Genomic DNA, 16523 nt, shown 5'->3' with positions numbered 1-16523 from the left:
AAAAGGTGGCATGGCCCATGTTTAAAAAGCATCAAATTTACAAAACAGACAAATACAACATGTTAACCGTTGAGGTTAAAGGAAAAACGCTTGTCCTGACGGAAATTTCCGACCAGTGGGGCGAGGAATCCCATATCTTTGTAAGCCGGCAGGAAATGCTGCATTGGGCGAGAAATCGCTTCCGCGCCGAAGACTACGTTGGCCGGGAACAAGAGCTTGAGGACATCATGGCTGCTTTCAAGGAGGTTTAATTCCATTATGAATGAAGCAACCTCCTCCGTTATTTTTATTATTTTGGCTTTTTCGCTGGGGGCCATCCTCGTTATGAAGCGTGACACGCTTCCCCCGCGTTTGAAGCGCGGGCTTGCTCTGTCAGCTATCGTCATGATCGCCTTTGCCTTCTTTATTATCGTTTACTCCTTCTACAGAATGGGGAGTTAAACAAACGGCTAAGCCATGGCTTTCAGCTTCAAGCCCGTACATAAATCCCGCTTTGCCTGGACACAGTACCAACAAAACCGTGTTCAGGGGGAAAAAGGATGAAATGGATTTCCATGCTGCTTGCTGTTGTTATGCTGCCGGGATCATCCTGGAGCGCATGGCTTCATAACGACATCAAGCAACCGATCAATCAAGACGCTTCCCGGCCATTCGCCATAACAGCAGCCAGCGCAACGACGCAACAGTCGAATGAACGGCAACAGCACCATTTTAAAAGGAGGAATACTGGAATGAGCCAAGTACCTAAACGTTCCGAAATAGCGGCCGAGCACCGCTGGAAGCTGGAGGATCTGTTTTCAAGCCAAAGTCATTGGGACAAGGAATACGCTGCTGCAAAAGCCTTGAACAAGGAAATCGCGGGATTTCAGGGCAAGCTGAACGATCCCGCACAAATCAAAGCTTGCTTCGAGATGGAGGATGAACTCTCTCTGCATGTCGAGCGGCTTTACGTTTACGCCAACATGCGGCATCACGAGGATACTGCGGAGCCGGAATTCCAGGCCTTGTCCGACAAAGCCAAAAAGCTGAGCGTAGAAACAGGCGAAGCCACCTCCTTCATTATGCCCGAGGTGCTTGCTCTTCCGGTGGAAACGCTTGACGCTTACATCAACGATCCTTCGCTTTCCCTCTACCGCCATACGCTGGAAGAAATGAAACGCCAGAAGGCCCATATCCTATCCAAAAACGAAGAAGCTCTGCTGGCGCAGGTCGGCAATGTTAGCTCCGCTCCCGGCACGATTTTTGGCATGTTAAATAATGCGGACCTCAAATTTCCGAAGGTAAAAAATGAAGAAGGCGAAGAGATAGAGCTTTCGCAAGGCCGTTACATTCAGTTTATGGAGAGCAAAAACCGCGATGTGCGCAAGGGCGCTTTTACCGCTATGTACGATACATACGGCAAGCTGAAAAATACGCTTGCTGCAACATTGAATGCCAACATCACCAAAAATATTTTTTACGCCAAAGCCCGCAAATACGATTCCGCGCTTGGCATGTCGCTGTACGGCGACAACATTCCAACCGAGGTCTACACCAACTTGATCAGCACCATACACGAGCATTTGCCTCTGATGCACCGCTATATGGAGCTTCGCAAAAAGCTGCTTGGCGTTGATGAGCTGCATATGTATGATCTGTTTGCGCCGCTTGTTGAGGAATTCGACATGGAGATCAGCTACGAGCAGGCGAAGGACATTATCAGCGAAAGCCTGAAGCCGCTGGGCGAGGACTATCTCAAGGTGCTGCAGGACGGCTTTAACAACAGCTGGATCGACGTTTATGAAAATGAAGGCAAACGAAGCGGAGCCTATAGCTGGGGCGCATTCGGCACACATCCCTATGTGCTGCTGAACCATAAGGACAATCTGAACAGCATGTTTACCCTGACGCATGAGATGGGCCATGCGCTTCATTCCTATTATTCCGACACGAACCAGCCTTATCGCGATGCGCAATATACCATTTTCCTGGCGGAGGTTGCCTCCACGCTGAACGAAGCGCTGCTCATGGATTATTTGCTGAACAAATCAACTGACCCTAAGGAAAAAATGTATCTGTTGACGTATTACGCCGATCAATTCCGCACCACGGTGTTCCGTCAAACGATGTTTGCGGAATTTGAAAAAATCGTACACGAGCGCGCCGAAGCGGGCGAATCGCTGACACCGCAGGAATTGAGCAAAATCTACTATGACCTGAACGTCAAATATTACGGTCCCGGCATGGTTGTTGACAAGGATATTGAAATGGAGTGGGCTCGAATCCCCCATTTCTACACCAGCTTCTATGTGTATAAATATGCAACCGGCTTTTCGGCGGCAACCAGCTTCTCCAAGCAAATTTTGGAGGAAGGCGCACCAGCCGTGGAGCGTTACCTTGGCTTCCTGAAAAGCGGGGGCAACGACTTTTCCATCAATATTCTGAAAAAAGCCGGCGTAGATATGAGCTCGCCGGAGCCGATCCGCCAAGCAATGAGCGTGTTTGAAGACTTGATCCAGCAAATGGAGCAAATCGCGAAATAACAAAGCTAATTTTATAGCAACAAAGCAACACCTCCTGCGGACCGCAAGTACAGTCCACCCGCAGGAGGTTTTTTGTTGCAGCATTGATCATCTGCAAAAAAAGCTCTTCCAATTCTAAACATCACAATAGAGAAATAATGTATATCTTGTGCAACTTTTCCTCGTTTGGTGCGTTTAAAACTATGTTCAAGCTTTTTCAAAAAACAGAAAATGTGGAGGGTTTTATGAAACGATCACTTTTGGGCATCATCCTTGTTTGTTTATTTTTGGCGCCTAGCCAAATATTTGCGAATTCGCCCCAGTTTACCGATGTAAAAGCAAATCAATGGCATGCTTCACCCATTGCCTGGGCAGTTGAAAACAAAATTGTTGTAGGCTTTCCCGATGGTTCCTTCAAACCCGATGCCCCGGTGACCGAGGAGCAATTTCTAATTATGCTGTCACGGGCGGCTAAATCCGGACTTGAGCCTTACGAGGATGCCAAACAACGGAATATGCCGATTTATTATAAGCTGAATCTCCCGCTGGACCGAAACGAAACAGCCGTTTATCTTGCTGCTAACCTGGGCTTCAAGCACGAGAAGGATTTGGTTTCCGAATCAGTGGCATTTTTGTACGAGCATAATATTGCACGGGGATTAAGCAATTCTGGACAAGCTGATTTATCGCAATACGGCGGAACAAAGCAGCTGACAAGAGCAGAAGCGGTCACGCTGCTTCAGCGAGCAACGGAAGCCTCCCTTTCATTTGGCGCCAAGCTTGAGGAGCAGCCGCAGGTGCAATATCCCGAATCCGTTATTTTTAACGCAAAAGCGCCAAAACAATTTATAAATGCCATTTCCAATTTGCCGGCTTTTGAGGGCCTCCGTTTGGAAGCAGACCACTACGACGCAACCTTTGCAGTGGTTGCCATCCTTGAAGATCCGGAATCCCGGCTGGACTCCGCTTCGTTTATTCTGTCAACTTCACAAAAACCGTATTTAACTGTATTTCTCCGCCAGGTAAACGATGTTACGATCGCAGCGGCAACTAATGTGCTGGCGCAATATATCAGCGAGTCGGAGGCTGAATTGCTATTGCAGAAGCATTTGGAAGTCAGAGATTTGAATGGTGAAACAAAATCAATGGAGTTTAAAACAAGCTCCGGGTATGACATCCGTTATTCAAACAGCGATATTAAGATTTCTCCCCGCAGTTAGGGCTTCTAGTGCAAAAGAACCTTCAAAACCGCTCGCTAAAGCGGTTTTGAAGGTTCTTTTTTCTGGCTTTTTTGAAGCTCGGGCTGCACAGATGGAGCATGACTCAGTAGTTATTCGCATACGGACATTGTTGACCTTTAGCGGCTTCTATTTACGGAATATCAGTTTCTAACGGACATTTCCGGCTGTAAAAACCGATTTTCCACTGAATATACGCCATTTTGGGCAGCTAAAGGACACGGGTGACCGTAAGCCTTGGCAAACCTGGCTTTTCCAGACGCTGACGGTCGCCGGTGGCCATTAGGAGAAAGCACGTGGTGCCACCCATAGATTATTAGGTAGGGGACCCCGCAGCTTAATGCCGCTACAGCAGCCATACGCCCAGCAGCCAGGCAAGAGCGCCTGCAAACATAGACGACAGGAGGTTTACTCTGTCGTTAGTCAACGCGGCAAAGCCGCGTACATGGCGCGCCGCCGTGCCGCAATGCTCGGCGCGTTCGATTTCGCTGCCGCATACGGCGCAGCGATACATGGCCTGGCTGGTTGCGCCGAGCCATGAGTCGGCGAATGCGCCAGCCAGGCCGGCCGCGGCGGCCACGGCGATGAGCAAAGCCGCCGAGGGATACGCGGCCCCGCCCGCGCCTGCAGCGGCGAAGCCTAGCGCTGCAGGCAGCGGGTCCAGCAGCAGCGCCGCCGCAACGCCGATGCAAGCGGCTCCGCAAAGCGCGGCCGCGGTGCCCAGCGGCGATACTCCGCCGCTGGTGCCCGGGGTTACAACTTTGCCGCTCACTATGGAACGCGGAGCGGAGCGGCTAAGCGCTCCAATTTCAGTCGCCCAGGTATCGCTGGTGACAGCAGCCATTACACCGATGTAGGCCATCAGCCAGCCTTCATGAGGCCAAATCGCATGCAGCGCGCACAGCAGCAGTCCAATGCCTCCATTAGCCCATACCTGTCCGGCATCGCGCCTTCCCGTTTTAGCATAACCCGCTTCCGCCTTTGCTTTTGCTCTCGTTTTTTTCTTCCATTTCGACCAGAGCGACGAGGTAACAAAAAAAACAATCAGCAAGCCAAACCAAACCGGCTTGCCAAGCGTTACAAAGCCTGCGCCCATTATAGCCGCCGACCATGCTCCCGAAGGAGATAACGATCTTAGCTTGTAAGCGGCAAAAGCAATGCCTCCGCCCCCAAGCAGTCCCAACAGCAGCCGAATCCACCATTCATCTACAATGCCTACCATTTTTCTCTCACCGGCCTCTGTCTCCATTGCATGATTGTATTCATCTGAACGGCATGCCCAGCCAGCCCGTAAGCTTACGAGGCTGCTTAGTCAAGGCTTCCCGCCAGCGCTCAGGGTAATTCGTACAAAGCATCAAGCCGGAATCCATCGCCATAAGCCTGGCAAGGCTGCGCTTGTCGTTGACGGTCCATGCCATGCACTTAATCCCTGCCGCATTCAATAATTCCATCCTCATCCGGTTTAAACGGGAATAGCCGATGGACAAAAAGTCAGCCCCCAGCGATCTTAGCTCTTCTATCAGCGAGGGGCGCCATGCATCCAGAATGAGACCGGTGCGAACCCCGGCATTCAGCTTGCGGGCTTTAAATAATGTTCCTGCATGAAAGGAGGTCAATACAACCTGATCCTCCATGCCAAAAGCCCGGATTCTATCCAGCACCTTTTCTTCCAGCGCGGGGTAGCGGACGCCATCCGTTTTCAGCTCCACATTCAACATGCACTTTCCTTTGGCGGCCCGCAATACCTCATCCAGTCTTGGAATAGGCTCTCCTTTAAATGCGGATGAAAACCATGAGCCCGCATCCAGCGACGATAACTCGGAAGCGCTCCAGCTTTTGACCTCTCCCCTTCCATTCGTTGTCCTGCGGAGATTATAGTCATGGATCACCACAGGTACGCCGTCTTTGGATAACTGGACATCGATTTCGATCCATTTGATATCATCAGCGTCAATCGCCAGCTTGATGGCCGCCATTGTATTTTCCGGCGCGCGGCCGGACCAGCCCCGATGCGCAACACAGGGGTTTTTCATGCCTTAATCATCCTCTCCCTGCCTGTTGTGCGCGCTAATTTTCCCACTACTGTCCAGAGAAGCGCCATAAGAAATCGAGGTTAGACGCTGAAGCAGCGTTTTGGCGTCCTCCTCCTGCATCGGAGTTGGCTGGCCCGCAACAACCTTCATGGGATTAAAGGTCAAGCTGCATTCGCCGTTCTTGCTGCACAAAGCGTCCAATACGCCCGTTTCAGCCAATGCTTCCTTGGGATAAGCAGTAAAAACAAAATTGCCCAGGCTATAAGCGATCCATTTGCCCTTATACTTCTCAAAGCCCTGAAGGACATGGGGATGGCTTCCAACCACAAGATCAGCCCCCGCATCAATATAAGCCTTAGCGAGACTTTTTTGAATGTCGTTGGGCTTATCTTTTCCGTCTTCTCCCCAATGAACCATAACAACGACGATATCCGCTTCGTCCTTGGCGCTTTTAATCGCCGCCGCCGCTCTCGTAGTATCATAGGTTTCCGCGATTCCCGGCGTATTGCGATCCGCCTTGAGGGACAACATTGGAATAACGCGGCTTAAGCCGATATATGCAACCTTGATCCCCTTGGTTTCTATAATATGGGGGACAAATGCCTCTTTATCGTTGTTTCCAGTGCCCATATGCCCTAAACCGGCCTCATTCATATACTTGATTGTATCCTCCAGACCTTCAATGCCTTGATCCATCGCATGATTGGTCGCCAGGCTCAAAACATCAAAGCCCGCATCTCGCAAGGCTGGCAGCGCATCCGGGGAGCCCTTGTAGACATAAGGCTGTTTTTCGATCGGCGTTCCTCTTTTTGTTATGGGCATCTCCAGATTCCCAGCCATAATATCAGGCTCGCTAAGGTACAGCAATGCCTGCCGGTAAGGGTAGTCGTAACCTTGCTGCTCCATAAGAGCAGTCAAATATTCGCCGGGCAGCACGTCGCCAACGAAGGATAAGCTAACGGCAGAGCCAGGGTCGACCGACGGTTGGCCGGAACCCGGCTCATTCCCTGAATCATCAGGCGTAGAATTTCCTTGGCCGTCGCCGGAACCGGATTCGGCGCCTGCGCCATCCGGCCCCGCTCCCTCGCCCTCTCCATTTTCGCTAGCGGAAGCACCTGCATTATCTTCGCCGCCATTGCCATTGTCTGTCCCCTCGCCCGATGCTTGTCCCTCCTCGCTAGTGTCATCCGGCTCTGCTCCTTCTTCGCCGGTCATCCCGCCGGAAGGTGAGCTGGCGGTGCTCGAAGGGCCGCCGTCAACTGTAACAGAGGGCTTTGATTGGCCGCCAAAGGACAGCAGTCCATTCAGTTTTCCGCCGCTAAGCGCAATGCCTGCGCCAAGCAAAACAATAAGAGCTCCGCCTGTGATAAGGCCTAAGCTAATCCTTTTTTGAAGTTTCCTTTTTCGCTTCCTTTTCTCCTGCTGCAAGCTATCTGATCGGGATAATGTCATGAAGGACTCCTTTAAGAATATGACCTTTTTAAACACGCATCTATATAAGTTGAACAAAAGAGTTTCAGCGGTGTAGGCCGGCGTGTGAAAAGTTCTTCCGATCGCAGTTGTTCCCAGATTTCCCTGAATGATAGGTTCAAATGGTAAAATCCGGGAACACAAGCGACCGCTTAAAACGTTCTGGAAGAACGTTACTTCGTAAGCATATGCTTTTCTCCAGAACCCCTCACACTCTGGCCTGTCGCTACTTTTCTTTTGTTCAACTTATATAGGCTGGTATTTTGAACGTTATCTATTATTATATCGTCTAATAGATCCCGTTGCGAGACTGCTATTTTTTTCACAAAATATACCGTTCGCCCCGTCAGCGTCAAACAAAAAAATCCTCCCCCCCTTATTTGGAGAGAAGGATGTGTCTTGTAGCCTATTCCCTGAAGCATGTAGAAGGGATGATTGTATCGGCTTAGCATTAGTAGCACATATTCTTTATGCCGTGCCGTCATTCAAAATAGCCGCAGCGGCCTCCTTGCCTTGCCGGATGCAATCCGGCAATCCGACTCCGTCAAACGCCGCACCTGTTATCCAGACGCCGGGCAGCTCGCGGGAAAGCCTTTCCCGCAGCGCCTTCTGATTCTGGACATGCCCGACGGGATATTGCGGCATAGAATGATCAAGCCGCGTAATTTCCGTAAACTGCGGCTTGGCGGTGATGCCCATCGTTGTTTTAATGTCCCTGCGCACGGCGGCGATCAGCTCGTCATCGGGCAGCTTGACCGTTTCCTGATCCTCGGAATGCCCGACATAGCAGCGCAGCAGCACCTTGTCAGCGGGGCTGGAATGAAGCCATTTGCTGGACGTCCACGTACAAGCCGTAATGCTGAGCCCTTCGGAACGCGGCGTAACAAATCCGGAGCCGTCAAACTCTAAACCGAAAGTAGCTTTGTCAAACGCCATGACCACGTTGGCGACTGATACATAACGGATGCTTCTTAGCTCGCTGACATCAACCAGCGGCTCCAGCAAATCGGCGGCGGCAAATGCCTGCGTTGTTACAACCACGTAATCCGCAGCCAGCTTTTCGCCATCTGCAAGCTCGACACTATAAGGAGCCTCCGGCTGCTCGCGATTTTGCTTGATAGCGGCCACATTGACGCCAAGACGGCGCTCCACCTCCGGCATCGCGGAATCCAGCGCCTCCACCATAGCGGACAAGCCGCCCTTGAAGGTAAGGAAGGTGCTGGCTTTAGCTTTGCCCTTCGCCGCCGCGGCCGTTGCTTTCCGGTTGCTGACCATGCCTCTGATCAAGCTCCCATATTTGCGTTCCGACTGTGCAAACTGCGGAAAAGTAGCCTGTAGGCTTAATTTTTTCAAATCGCCGGCATAAATGCCCGCAAGAAGCGGCTCTGCGATTCGGCGCATGACTTCGGTGCCGACGCGGCGCTCCAGAAATCCGCCTAATGATTCATCCTCAGGGGCTGGGCGTGCCGGCAATACCAGATCCATTAAGGCTCTGAGTTTGCCCCCCCATGAAATTAACGACGAACGTACAAACGGCGCAATTTCAGTAGGAACGCCCAGCACCAGGCCCGGCGGCATGGCATGCAGCTTTTTTTGATGCAGGATGTAGGTTTTTCCCGCTGCGGGGTTGGTTGCCGTAAGCTGCTGCTCTATCCCCAGCTCCTCCGCCAAATCGATGATAGGCTGTTTGCGCGCAAGAAAGGAATCCGGCCCTTTTTCAATAACAAAGCCATCCCTCTTCAACGTATTGATCTTCCCTCCAAGCGCTGGGGCTCCCTCCACTATCGTCACCCTGATCTGCCGGTTTTGCCTTTGCGCTTCCCGCTGCAAATAAAAAGCGGAGCTCAGTCCGCTGATCCCCCCGCCAATAATGACAATTCGATCAATGACATCCCCACTCCGCATAACCGTCATTCCTCTCTTTTAGGCGCCAAAACGTCCACAATGCTTTCTGCCAATGTTTCCATGTATAGCGGATCACGATTCAGCATAGCAATACGCTCCAGATGGATGCCGCGTTTGGCTGCTTCCGCTTTGGCCTCGATATCCAGATCGTACAGCACCTCCAGATGGTCCGAGACAAAACCGATCGGGGCCGCCAGCACGGCCTTAACGCCCTGACTCTGCAGCTCCGCGAGCGTCTCCAGAATATCCGGCCCAAGCCATGGCTCGCGCGTCCGCCCGGCGCTTTGCCAGGTGAACTGCCAGTCGGTAACGTTTGCGGCCTTTGCAACCGCATCCGATGTTTCCAGCAGCTGCTTTTCGTAAGGGTCGCCCATTTCACGAATACGCTCCGGCAAGCTATGAGCGCTAAACAGTACTTTAACGGGTTCGCTTCCCGCCTCTCCGCGCGCCAGGACGGAAAGCCCGTCCTCAACCCGCTGCCTCAGCGCTTCCACCAGCTTGGGATGAAGGTGGTAGTTCTCGACAAAATCCATATCGATACCAAGCTCGGCTGCTTTTTCCTTCGCCCGTTTAATATAGGTTCCAACGCTCATAACAGAGTAATGCGGCGCCAGAACAATGCCTACCGCTTTTGTAATGCCGTCCCTTGCCATAGCCTCAACGCCGTCTTCAATATACGGACGGGCATGCTTGAGGCCTTGATAACAGGCATAGCTTCCGGGGTAAAGCGTTTCCAGCTTATCCTGAAGCCCGGCTACCTGGCCATTTGTATTTTCGCGCAGCGGAAACACGCCGCCAACGATAGCAACATATCGATCCTTCAGCTCCTGAAGCTGCTCCGGCGCTGGGGGATTCCCGCGGCGAATATGCGTGTAATACGCCTCCACGTCATCCATGGATTCCGGGGTGCCGTAGGACATGACGAGCACTCCGATTTTACCCTTGCTGTTAGACATAACCCGCTTCCTCCTTGCTTTTGGCGGCAATCGCCTTTGCCGAATAGGAATGAATAAAGGCGGTCAGCTCGGCGAGCTTGGACAGCGACGCCTCCGGGAACAGCCCGTGTCCCAGGTTAAAAATAAAGCCCGGCTCTTGTAAGCCCTGGTCGATAATTTCCGCCGCACGATTTTCGATTACAGACATTGGAGCCGTAAGCACAGTTGGATCCAGATTGCCTTGCACCGCTTTGCCTCCGCCCAGCCGGCGTCTGCCCTCCTGAATGGAAACGCGCCAATCCAGGCCGATTACGTCAGCCTGCAAATCGCCAAGCAGCGGCAGCAGCTCTCCGGAGCTTACGCCGGGAAAATAAATTTTGGGCTGCGGCAAATCGCCAAGCTCCGCAAAAATCCGCTCCACGGTCGGCTGTACAAACGTGCGAAAATCCGCAGGGGACAATGCGCCCGCCCAGCTGTCGAATAACTGAAACGCTTTCCCGCCGCTCCGGATATGGGCGCGCAAATAAGTAATAGCCATGTCGCCAAGCTTGGCCATTAATTGATGCCAAACATCCGGCTGGCTATACATCAGCTCTTTTGTTTTAAGATAGTTGCGTGAAGGCTTGCCTTCAATCAAATAGCTGGCGATCGTAAACGGAGCGCCTGCAAACGTGATTAGCGGTACCTGAAGCTCGCGGTCCAATATGGCTATCGTCTCCAGAACATGGCCCAAATCACCCTCAACGTCGATCGGCTTCAGACGCTCTACATCCGCCGCGCATGTAATGGGATTATGAATAACGGGGCCAATGCCTGCCACTATATCAAAATCGATGCCGATTGAAGCAACCGGATTCATAATATCCGAATACAAAATAGCCGCGTCGACACCCAGCTTTTTAACCGGCATCATCGTAACTTCCGCCGCAAGCTCCGGTTGCTTGCATATGTCCAGCAGCGAATATTTTTCTTTTATTTTGCGATAGTCCGGATCATAACGTCCTGCCTGGCGCATGTACCATACCGGCACCGCGTCTACTTGCTCCTTCCGGGTTGCCCGTATGAAACGGTCGTTATAAGACATGGCCGTTCCCCATTTCTATGTATTTTTATCTGCTTACCATTATGCCCTTTTTCAGAGCGGCTAACAACTGCCGGGGCTCCGATTCCTATGACAATAGTATGACAAGTCGCATTCCCCGTCATGAAGAAGGGATGAAAAACGTCAAGGAGGAACGTCAGCAACGCCTAAAGACCTTCTGCTAGAGCCCTTCTGGAAGAGTGCTTGACTTGGGCGCTTCCTCTATTTCTTTCTGACGATTGCGATAGCCAATCCGTCATAGCCGGGAAGCACGGTACTTTCCAGCCGGGGATCATTTGCGATACTTTTATTAAAAGACCTTACCGCCTGCACGGCGGGACCTTGTCTGGCCTCATCAATGGTTCTGCCGCGCAGCAAAATATTGTCGGCTACAATAACCGCGCCAGGCTCAGCCAATTCGATGGCTCGCTCCAAATAGAACGGATACCCCTCCTTATCAGCATCAATAAAGAAAAACTGAAAGGTTGCTCCTTCCTCCTTCAGCCGTTCCAGACTTTGGCGGGCGTCGCCCACCCGGTATTCCACGGCTTGTCCAAACCCGGCTTCCTCCATATGCTTTTTGGCAGCATCCGCGTAGGATTGATGCAGCTCCAGCGAAACCAGCCGCCCTCCCTCTTCCATACCGCGTGCAAGGCAAACCCCGCTATAACCGCCTAACGCGCCAATTTCCAGCACCCGCCGGGCTCCCGTCATGCGCACAAGCATGCTGAGCAAACGGCCATATCCCTCTGCTATCCAGATAGAAGGCATACCTGACGCTGCGGTTCCTTCCTTTACTCTCTCCAATATACCGTCCCGCCCGTATAACCCTTCAACGTATTGCTCGTCCAGATTCACTCGTTCTCCCCCATCCTGCTTCATCATCTCGTTATCGAAAGCGTCTATCACATGGCGGCCCTGATCGCTGAAAATATTTTTTTGAGCTTATATAATATAATCTCATGTGGAAATCCTATGAACATATGGCCTATACTTAATTGTACCAAACCTATACCGAAAAACGAAATGAGTGTAATGAATGAATCAACTTAATCTGATTGCGACCGCCCCAATGGGACTGGAGGCGGTTGTTGCGCGCGAGCTCAAGGAGCTGGGCTACAACGATTTGAAAACGGAAAACGGAAGAGTCAATTTTACCGGGACGCCGGGCGATATTTGCCGCACCAACCTGTGGCTTCGTTCCGCAGGGCGCATATTGGTTAACATGGGCCAATTCAGAGCTTCCACTTTTGAGGAGCTGTTTGAAGGCACAAAAGCATTGGACTGGCCGGAATGGATTCCGCAGGATGGCGAGTTCCCGGTAAACGGAAGATCGCAGAAATCGCAGCTGACCAGCGTGCCCGCTTGCCAAAGCGTCGTCAAAAAAGCCGTCGTAGAAAAAATGAAAGAGCGTTACGGCACGGAATGGTTTCCCGAGGATGGCGGCAAATACGTAATTGAAGTAACTCTAATGAATGATGAAGCTTTGCTGACGCTGGATACAACCGGCTGGGGCCTGCACAGACGCGGCTATCGGCTGGCTTCGACGGAAGCTCCGCTGCGCGAAACAATGGCGGCAGCGTTGATTCAGCTTAGCCGCTGGCAGCCTGAGCGTCCCCTCTACGATCCCTTTTGCGGCTCCGGCACCATTCTTATCGAAGCTGCAATGATTGCGTGGAATATCGCTCCGGGCTTGCGCCGCACCTTCGACAGCCAAGGCTGGCCGCTCGTGCCCGAGAGCCTTTGGGAGGCTGCTCGCGAAGAAGCCTACGATTCTGTAAAGGATGATATCCCTTTGCACATTTCAGGCTCCGACATAGACCCGGAGGCTATAGCCATAGCGGAAGCCGCTATCAAAAAAGCCGGTTTCGCCAAGGATATTTCCGTCCAAACGCTTCCGGTCGCTAAAGTCAAGCTGCAGGGCGACTACGGCGTTATTATTACCAATCCTCCCTACGGAGAGAGATTAGGCGACGATCATTCCGTTGAAAAGGCGTTGCGCCAATTCGGCTTGACCATGCTTCATTATCCGACCTGGTCGACTTTTGCGATAACCCCGTCGCCATCCATCGAGCATTACATGGGCAAAAAGGCCGATAAAAAACGAAAGCTGTACAATGGCCGCATCCAAACTGACTTTTTCCAGTTTTTCGGACCTCTTCCTCCTAGAGATCGAAGCAATGTCAAGCTATAAGACCAGAGGAAATCAGTTGATAGGGCGTATCCAGAGCAGCCTTGAACGGTTAATTGTTCTGGATACGCTTCTGTTCGCCGGGTTGATGCTGCTCAAGCTGTATTGGTTCAACCGGCTGCTGTCCGTGCTCTATATGGATATGACCCGCAAGGACCTGATGATTGAAGCCGGCGCCGTTTTACTTGTGTCCTTCTGGTGTCTCTGGCTGCCGGTGCGCGCGCGAAACCTCGCTCTTGTGCTGCTTAACCTGGCGCTTTCTTTGCTCCTGTATGCGGATGTTATCTATTATCGTTATTTTCAGGACCTGATCACCGTGCCCGTTCTTCTGCAGGCAGGCCAGGTGGATTCACTGGGAGACAGCATCGGGGAGCTGCTGCGCTTTCGCGATTTTTGGCTATTTGCCGATTTGCCCTTCCTGCTCGCCTTTGCCGCGGCCTTGTTATGGAAGGGCAATAGCAAAAAGACAGCAAGGTCGCAGCTGCCCGGAAAACGCCGGCTGCTTCAGCGCGGCGCTGCCGGCATAGCGGCTTTGAGTCTTGGCGCTGGTTTGTTTTTTGGCGGCGTTCATCATGCTACGGAAACATGGGCAAAGGGGCTGTTCCAGAAAAACTGGTGGAATTTGTCCATTTACAATGTAACGGGGGGCTTGGGGTTTCACGGCTATGACGTATACCGCTATGCAAAGCTGAACTGGTTTGGAGCGGAAACCGTAACGGCCGAGCAACGCTCCGATACGGAGCAATGGCTGGCGGAGCTCGATGCCGAAAAGGAGCTTCTGCATCAAGACAGCTTGTTTGGCGCTTATGCCCAAAGCAATATTGTGCTGGTACAGGTAGAGGCGCTGCAAAGCTATGTGTTAGGCCAATCTATAGGCGGCAAGGAAATAACGCCTCATTTGAATGAGTTGATGAAAAGCAGCCCCTACTGGACCAGCTTTTATCATCAGACTGCTCAGGGGCGTACCTCCGACGCCGATTTTAGCGCCAATTGCTCCTTGATGCCTCTTCAGAGCGGTTCTGTTTTTATCCAATACGCCTCCCATCAATATCACTGTTTGCCGGAGCAGCTTAAAGAGCAAGGATATTCCACCAGCGTATTCCATGCTTACCAAGGCGGCTTTTGGAACCGGAATATGATGTACGCCAATATGAAATATGACGCATTTTACAGCCTGAAGCATTTCAAGCTGGATGAACCGCTGGGCTGGGCGCTTGGAGACAAATCCTTTTACAGGCAATCCATGGAGGTTATTTCCAAGCTGGAGCAGCCGTTTCACGCTTTTATGATTTCGCTCTCCAGTCATCATCCCTACAAGCTTCCACAGGCTATTCGCGAGCTGGATACCGAGGAGCTGGACGGCACGATTATGGGGGATTATTTGCAAAGCATCCATTATGCCGATGCCGCCTTGGGAGAATTGATTGAACAGCTTAAAAACAACGGCTTGTGGGAAAATACAATATTTGCTCTGTATGGCGATCATGATAACTCCATTACCGACTGGGGATTATACAGCCGCTTTATGGCAGACCCGCAAAGCAAGCTGGAGCAGGAGCAAATGGCAAAGGATGTGCCTTTTATACTCCATCTTCCCGATAACAGCCATGCAGGGCCACGCGAAGCGGCAGGAGGCCAGCTTGATATAGCGCCGACTATGCTGCATTTGCTTGGTATTTCCGCACAGGAAAAAGGCATGCTGGGCATGCCTTTGCTTACTGATATGGAAGCCGGTACCGATCATATTATCGTACAACGCAACGGTTCCGGGACGGATGGAGAGCATTACTATCTGCCTCCGGAAGACGGAATAACCGGCGAAGGCTCGTGCTACAGCGTGCAAAATGGCAAGCTTGCCGAAAACGCATTATGCCAGTCCATCAAGCAAAAGGCGGAGATGCAGCTTATCATATCGGACCGTATCGTCATCGGCGATTTGCTTCGTTACCTGTATAACGGCAGAACCTTAGAAGCCATGGGCAAAATAAGCGACTCCGGCAATACCGGCAATTCCGCTAGACATAGTTCAAGGTAGCGGAATAAGGAAGGGGAACAGGCAGCAGCCTGCCTGCCCATACAAGCTGTTCCTCCGACATGGACGGTATGTGCGGTTCCGGATCAAACAGCAAAGCCGTCAGCTCGTCGCGGCTGAGCCGGACCGCTTCTCCGCGCATATGAAGCGTAGCCGCCCAAGCTTGATCGTCCTCCGACGGGGCATTTTCCAGCAGCATGCCGGAAAATGCCTCTTCGTCGCGTTCAAGCAGATAAGGAGCGAGCTGCTTCCACAGCTGGCGAGGATTGCGAATCCGCACGGTCCCTTCATTTTTCCCGTCCTCGCGCTTAATGCCAGTCAATATGCCATGGAGCTCCGCATCCTGCCAAGGAACGGCGATGGAAAGGCTCTCCAGCGAAAATTGATCCAGGCTCCCTTTTAGCAATGCAAAAATGGCAGCTGCATCTCCCCCATATTCCACAACAAACGGTTTATGAGAAGAGGCCTGAGTTCCCGGCAGCGCCAATACTCCGTAGGCAGCGACTTCGCCGTCCAGCTCCGCAACAACCAGGCTTTGCCGCAGCTTGTAAATGGTTGCCAGCGCTTGAGCCTTCAGCAGCACGCCCGTTTCGTAAATGCTGCGCCTATAACGGACAACGCCGGCTTCATAAATGCTCTGAACAGCAAGCAAATCCGCTGCGGATGCTTCCCTGATCTTGTATGGAGGAGTTTCGCCAGGCTGACTTTTTACATCATCAGGCTGCAGCGTATAGGTTGAGACATCCCCAAAATACCGGCATCCGTTCCGCATGTACAGCTGCCTGTCGCCGGATACATAGAGCAAGCTGACGCCGGCTTCATCCATATGGCTAAAAGCTTCCTGCAGCAGCAGGCTGGCAGTGCCTTTGCCTCGGTGCTCCTCTGCCGTACAAACCGAACCCAGCGACATTAAAGGCAGCTTTGCTGGTCCAATCGCAATATGCTGGGGCACCAGACCCATAAATGAAATCAGTTCATTTTCTTCATAACAGCCCAGCGAGCAACCAAAAGCTCCTGAAAAAATGCTCGGAAAAGCATCAGCCATTGAGGATTGATCCTTGTCTCGAAAGGTTCTGTCCGAAAGCTGGGCAGCTGCCTTTAATTGCTCGCTGTCCATTCCTTTAATGATCATGCTTT

At 51.9% G+C, this 16523-nt stretch carries 14 protein-coding genes; 6 read left to right on the top strand and 8 right to left on the bottom strand.

Going from position 1 to position 16523, the window contains the following annotated elements:
• Positions 1-17: 17 nt before the first annotated feature.
• From A7K91_RS06230 to A7K91_RS06215, 4 genes are all read left to right on the top strand, one after another.
• Entirely contained in the window at positions 18-251 is a 234-nt protein-coding gene (locus A7K91_RS06230) for a hypothetical protein (RefSeq protein WP_068680784.1), read from the top strand.
• Between the two features lie 7 nt (positions 252-258).
• On the top strand, positions 259-441 hold the full coding sequence (locus tag A7K91_RS06225) for a hypothetical protein (RefSeq protein WP_068680782.1): 183 nt from the start codon (positions 259-261) through the stop codon (positions 439-441).
• A gap of 290 nt (positions 442-731) precedes the next feature.
• Positions 732-2522, top strand: coding sequence for an oligoendopeptidase F (gene pepF, locus A7K91_RS06220; RefSeq protein WP_068680838.1), 1791 nt, complete (start codon positions 732-734; stop codon positions 2520-2522).
• Positions 2523-2746: 224 nt separating this feature from the next.
• Positions 2747-3721, top strand: coding sequence for an S-layer homology domain-containing protein (locus A7K91_RS06215; RefSeq protein ID WP_169833381.1), 975 nt, complete (start codon positions 2747-2749; stop codon positions 3719-3721).
• Positions 3722-4085: 364 nt separating this feature from the next.
• On the opposite strand, the gene A7K91_RS06210 is transcribed toward A7K91_RS06215, so the two are convergent.
• From A7K91_RS06210 to A7K91_RS06175, 7 genes are all read right to left on the bottom strand, one after another.
• Positions 4086-4961: a DUF92 domain-containing protein gene (locus A7K91_RS06210; protein WP_068680778.1), complete on the bottom strand. Its 876-nt coding sequence runs from the start codon at positions 4959-4961 to the stop codon at positions 4086-4088.
• A gap of 40 nt (positions 4962-5001) precedes the next feature.
• Entirely contained in the window at positions 5002-5772 is a 771-nt protein-coding gene (locus A7K91_RS06205; RefSeq protein ID WP_068680776.1) for a glycerophosphodiester phosphodiesterase, read from the bottom strand.
• 3 nt (positions 5773-5775) lie between these two features.
• Positions 5776-7224: a CapA family protein gene (locus A7K91_RS06200; RefSeq protein WP_068680774.1), complete on the bottom strand. Its 1449-nt coding sequence runs from the start codon at positions 7222-7224 to the stop codon at positions 5776-5778.
• Between the two features lie 486 nt (positions 7225-7710).
• Positions 7711-9147 carry a protoporphyrinogen oxidase gene (gene hemG, locus A7K91_RS06190; protein ID WP_068680837.1) on the bottom strand — a complete coding sequence of 479 codons (1437 nt, stop codon included), beginning with the start codon at positions 9145-9147 and terminating at the stop codon, positions 7711-7713.
• Between the two features lie 5 nt (positions 9148-9152).
• Positions 9153-10103: a ferrochelatase gene (gene hemH, locus A7K91_RS06185; RefSeq protein WP_068680771.1), complete on the bottom strand. Its 951-nt coding sequence runs from the start codon at positions 10101-10103 to the stop codon at positions 9153-9155.
• Positions 10096-11166, bottom strand: a complete 1071-nt coding sequence (gene hemE / locus A7K91_RS06180; RefSeq protein ID WP_068680769.1) for a uroporphyrinogen decarboxylase — start codon at positions 11164-11166, stop codon at positions 10096-10098. The genes hemH and hemE overlap by 8 nt, the downstream gene beginning before the upstream one ends.
• Before the next feature lie 219 nt (positions 11167-11385).
• Positions 11386-12045, bottom strand: a complete 660-nt coding sequence (locus tag A7K91_RS06175; RefSeq protein ID WP_068680767.1) for an O-methyltransferase — start codon at positions 12043-12045, stop codon at positions 11386-11388.
• Positions 12046-12202: 157 nt separating this feature from the next.
• On the opposite strand from A7K91_RS06175, the gene A7K91_RS06170 reads away from it, so the two are divergent.
• Both A7K91_RS06170 and A7K91_RS06165 read left to right on the top strand, forming a co-directional pair.
• A complete protein-coding gene (locus A7K91_RS06170) occupies positions 12203-13357 on the top strand; it encodes a THUMP domain-containing class I SAM-dependent RNA methyltransferase (protein WP_068680765.1) in 1155 nt (384 codons plus the stop codon).
• Positions 13344-15389: an LTA synthase family protein gene (locus A7K91_RS06165; RefSeq protein WP_068680763.1), complete on the top strand. Its 2046-nt coding sequence runs from the start codon at positions 13344-13346 to the stop codon at positions 15387-15389. The genes A7K91_RS06170 and A7K91_RS06165 overlap by 14 nt, the downstream gene beginning before the upstream one ends.
• Here A7K91_RS06165 and A7K91_RS06160 read toward each other — a convergent pair.
• A complete protein-coding gene (locus A7K91_RS06160; protein WP_068680761.1) occupies positions 15370-16518 on the bottom strand; it encodes a GNAT family N-acetyltransferase in 1149 nt (382 codons plus the stop codon). The two genes, A7K91_RS06165 and A7K91_RS06160, sit on opposite strands and share 20 nt — an antisense overlap.
• Between the last annotated feature and the right edge of the window lie 5 nt (positions 16519-16523).

Origin of the sequence: Paenibacillus oryzae, assembly GCF_001675045.1 — a bacterium.
Classification (GTDB): Bacteria; Bacillota; Bacilli; order Paenibacillales; family Paenibacillaceae; genus Pristimantibacillus; species Pristimantibacillus oryzae.
The sequence above is the reverse complement of the archived record's forward strand: the minus strand, read 5'-3'. Positions and strand labels throughout refer to the sequence as shown.

Bases quoted from the DNA above. Each gene is read 5' to 3' on its own strand.
- A7K91_RS06230 (WP_068680784.1), top strand. From the start codon at position 18: ATGTTTAAAAAGCATCAAATTTACAAAACAGACAAATACAACATGTTA.
- A7K91_RS06225 (WP_068680782.1), top strand. From the start codon at position 259: ATGAATGAAGCAACCTCCTCCGTTATTTTTATTATTTTGGCTTTTTCG.
- pepF (WP_068680838.1), top strand. From the start codon at position 732: ATGAGCCAAGTACCTAAACGTTCCGAAATAGCGGCCGAGCACCGCTGG.
- A7K91_RS06215 (WP_169833381.1), top strand. From the start codon at position 2,747: ATGAAACGATCACTTTTGGGCATCATCCTTGTTTGTTTATTTTTGGCG.
- A7K91_RS06210 (WP_068680778.1), bottom strand. From the start codon at position 4,961: ATGGTAGGCATTGTAGATGAATGGTGGATTCGGCTGCTGTTGGGACTG.
- A7K91_RS06205 (WP_068680776.1), bottom strand. From the start codon at position 5,772: ATGAAAAACCCCTGTGTTGCGCATCGGGGCTGGTCCGGCCGCGCGCCG.
- A7K91_RS06200 (WP_068680774.1), bottom strand. From the start codon at position 7,224: ATGACATTATCCCGATCAGATAGCTTGCAGCAGGAGAAAAGGAAGCGA.
- hemG (WP_068680837.1), bottom strand. From the start codon at position 9,147: ATGCGGAGTGGGGATGTCATTGATCGAATTGTCATTATTGGCGGGGGG.
- hemH (WP_068680771.1), bottom strand. From the start codon at position 10,103: ATGTCTAACAGCAAGGGTAAAATCGGAGTGCTCGTCATGTCCTACGGC.
- hemE (WP_068680769.1), bottom strand. From the start codon at position 11,166: ATGTCTTATAACGACCGTTTCATACGGGCAACCCGGAAGGAGCAAGTA.
- A7K91_RS06175 (WP_068680767.1), bottom strand. From the start codon at position 12,045: ATGAAGCAGGATGGGGGAGAACGAGTGAATCTGGACGAGCAATACGTT.
- A7K91_RS06170 (WP_068680765.1), top strand. From the start codon at position 12,203: ATGAATCAACTTAATCTGATTGCGACCGCCCCAATGGGACTGGAGGCG.
- A7K91_RS06165 (WP_068680763.1), top strand. From the start codon at position 13,344: ATGTCAAGCTATAAGACCAGAGGAAATCAGTTGATAGGGCGTATCCAG.
- A7K91_RS06160 (WP_068680761.1), bottom strand. From the start codon at position 16,518: ATGATCATTAAAGGAATGGACAGCGAGCAATTAAAGGCAGCTGCCCAG.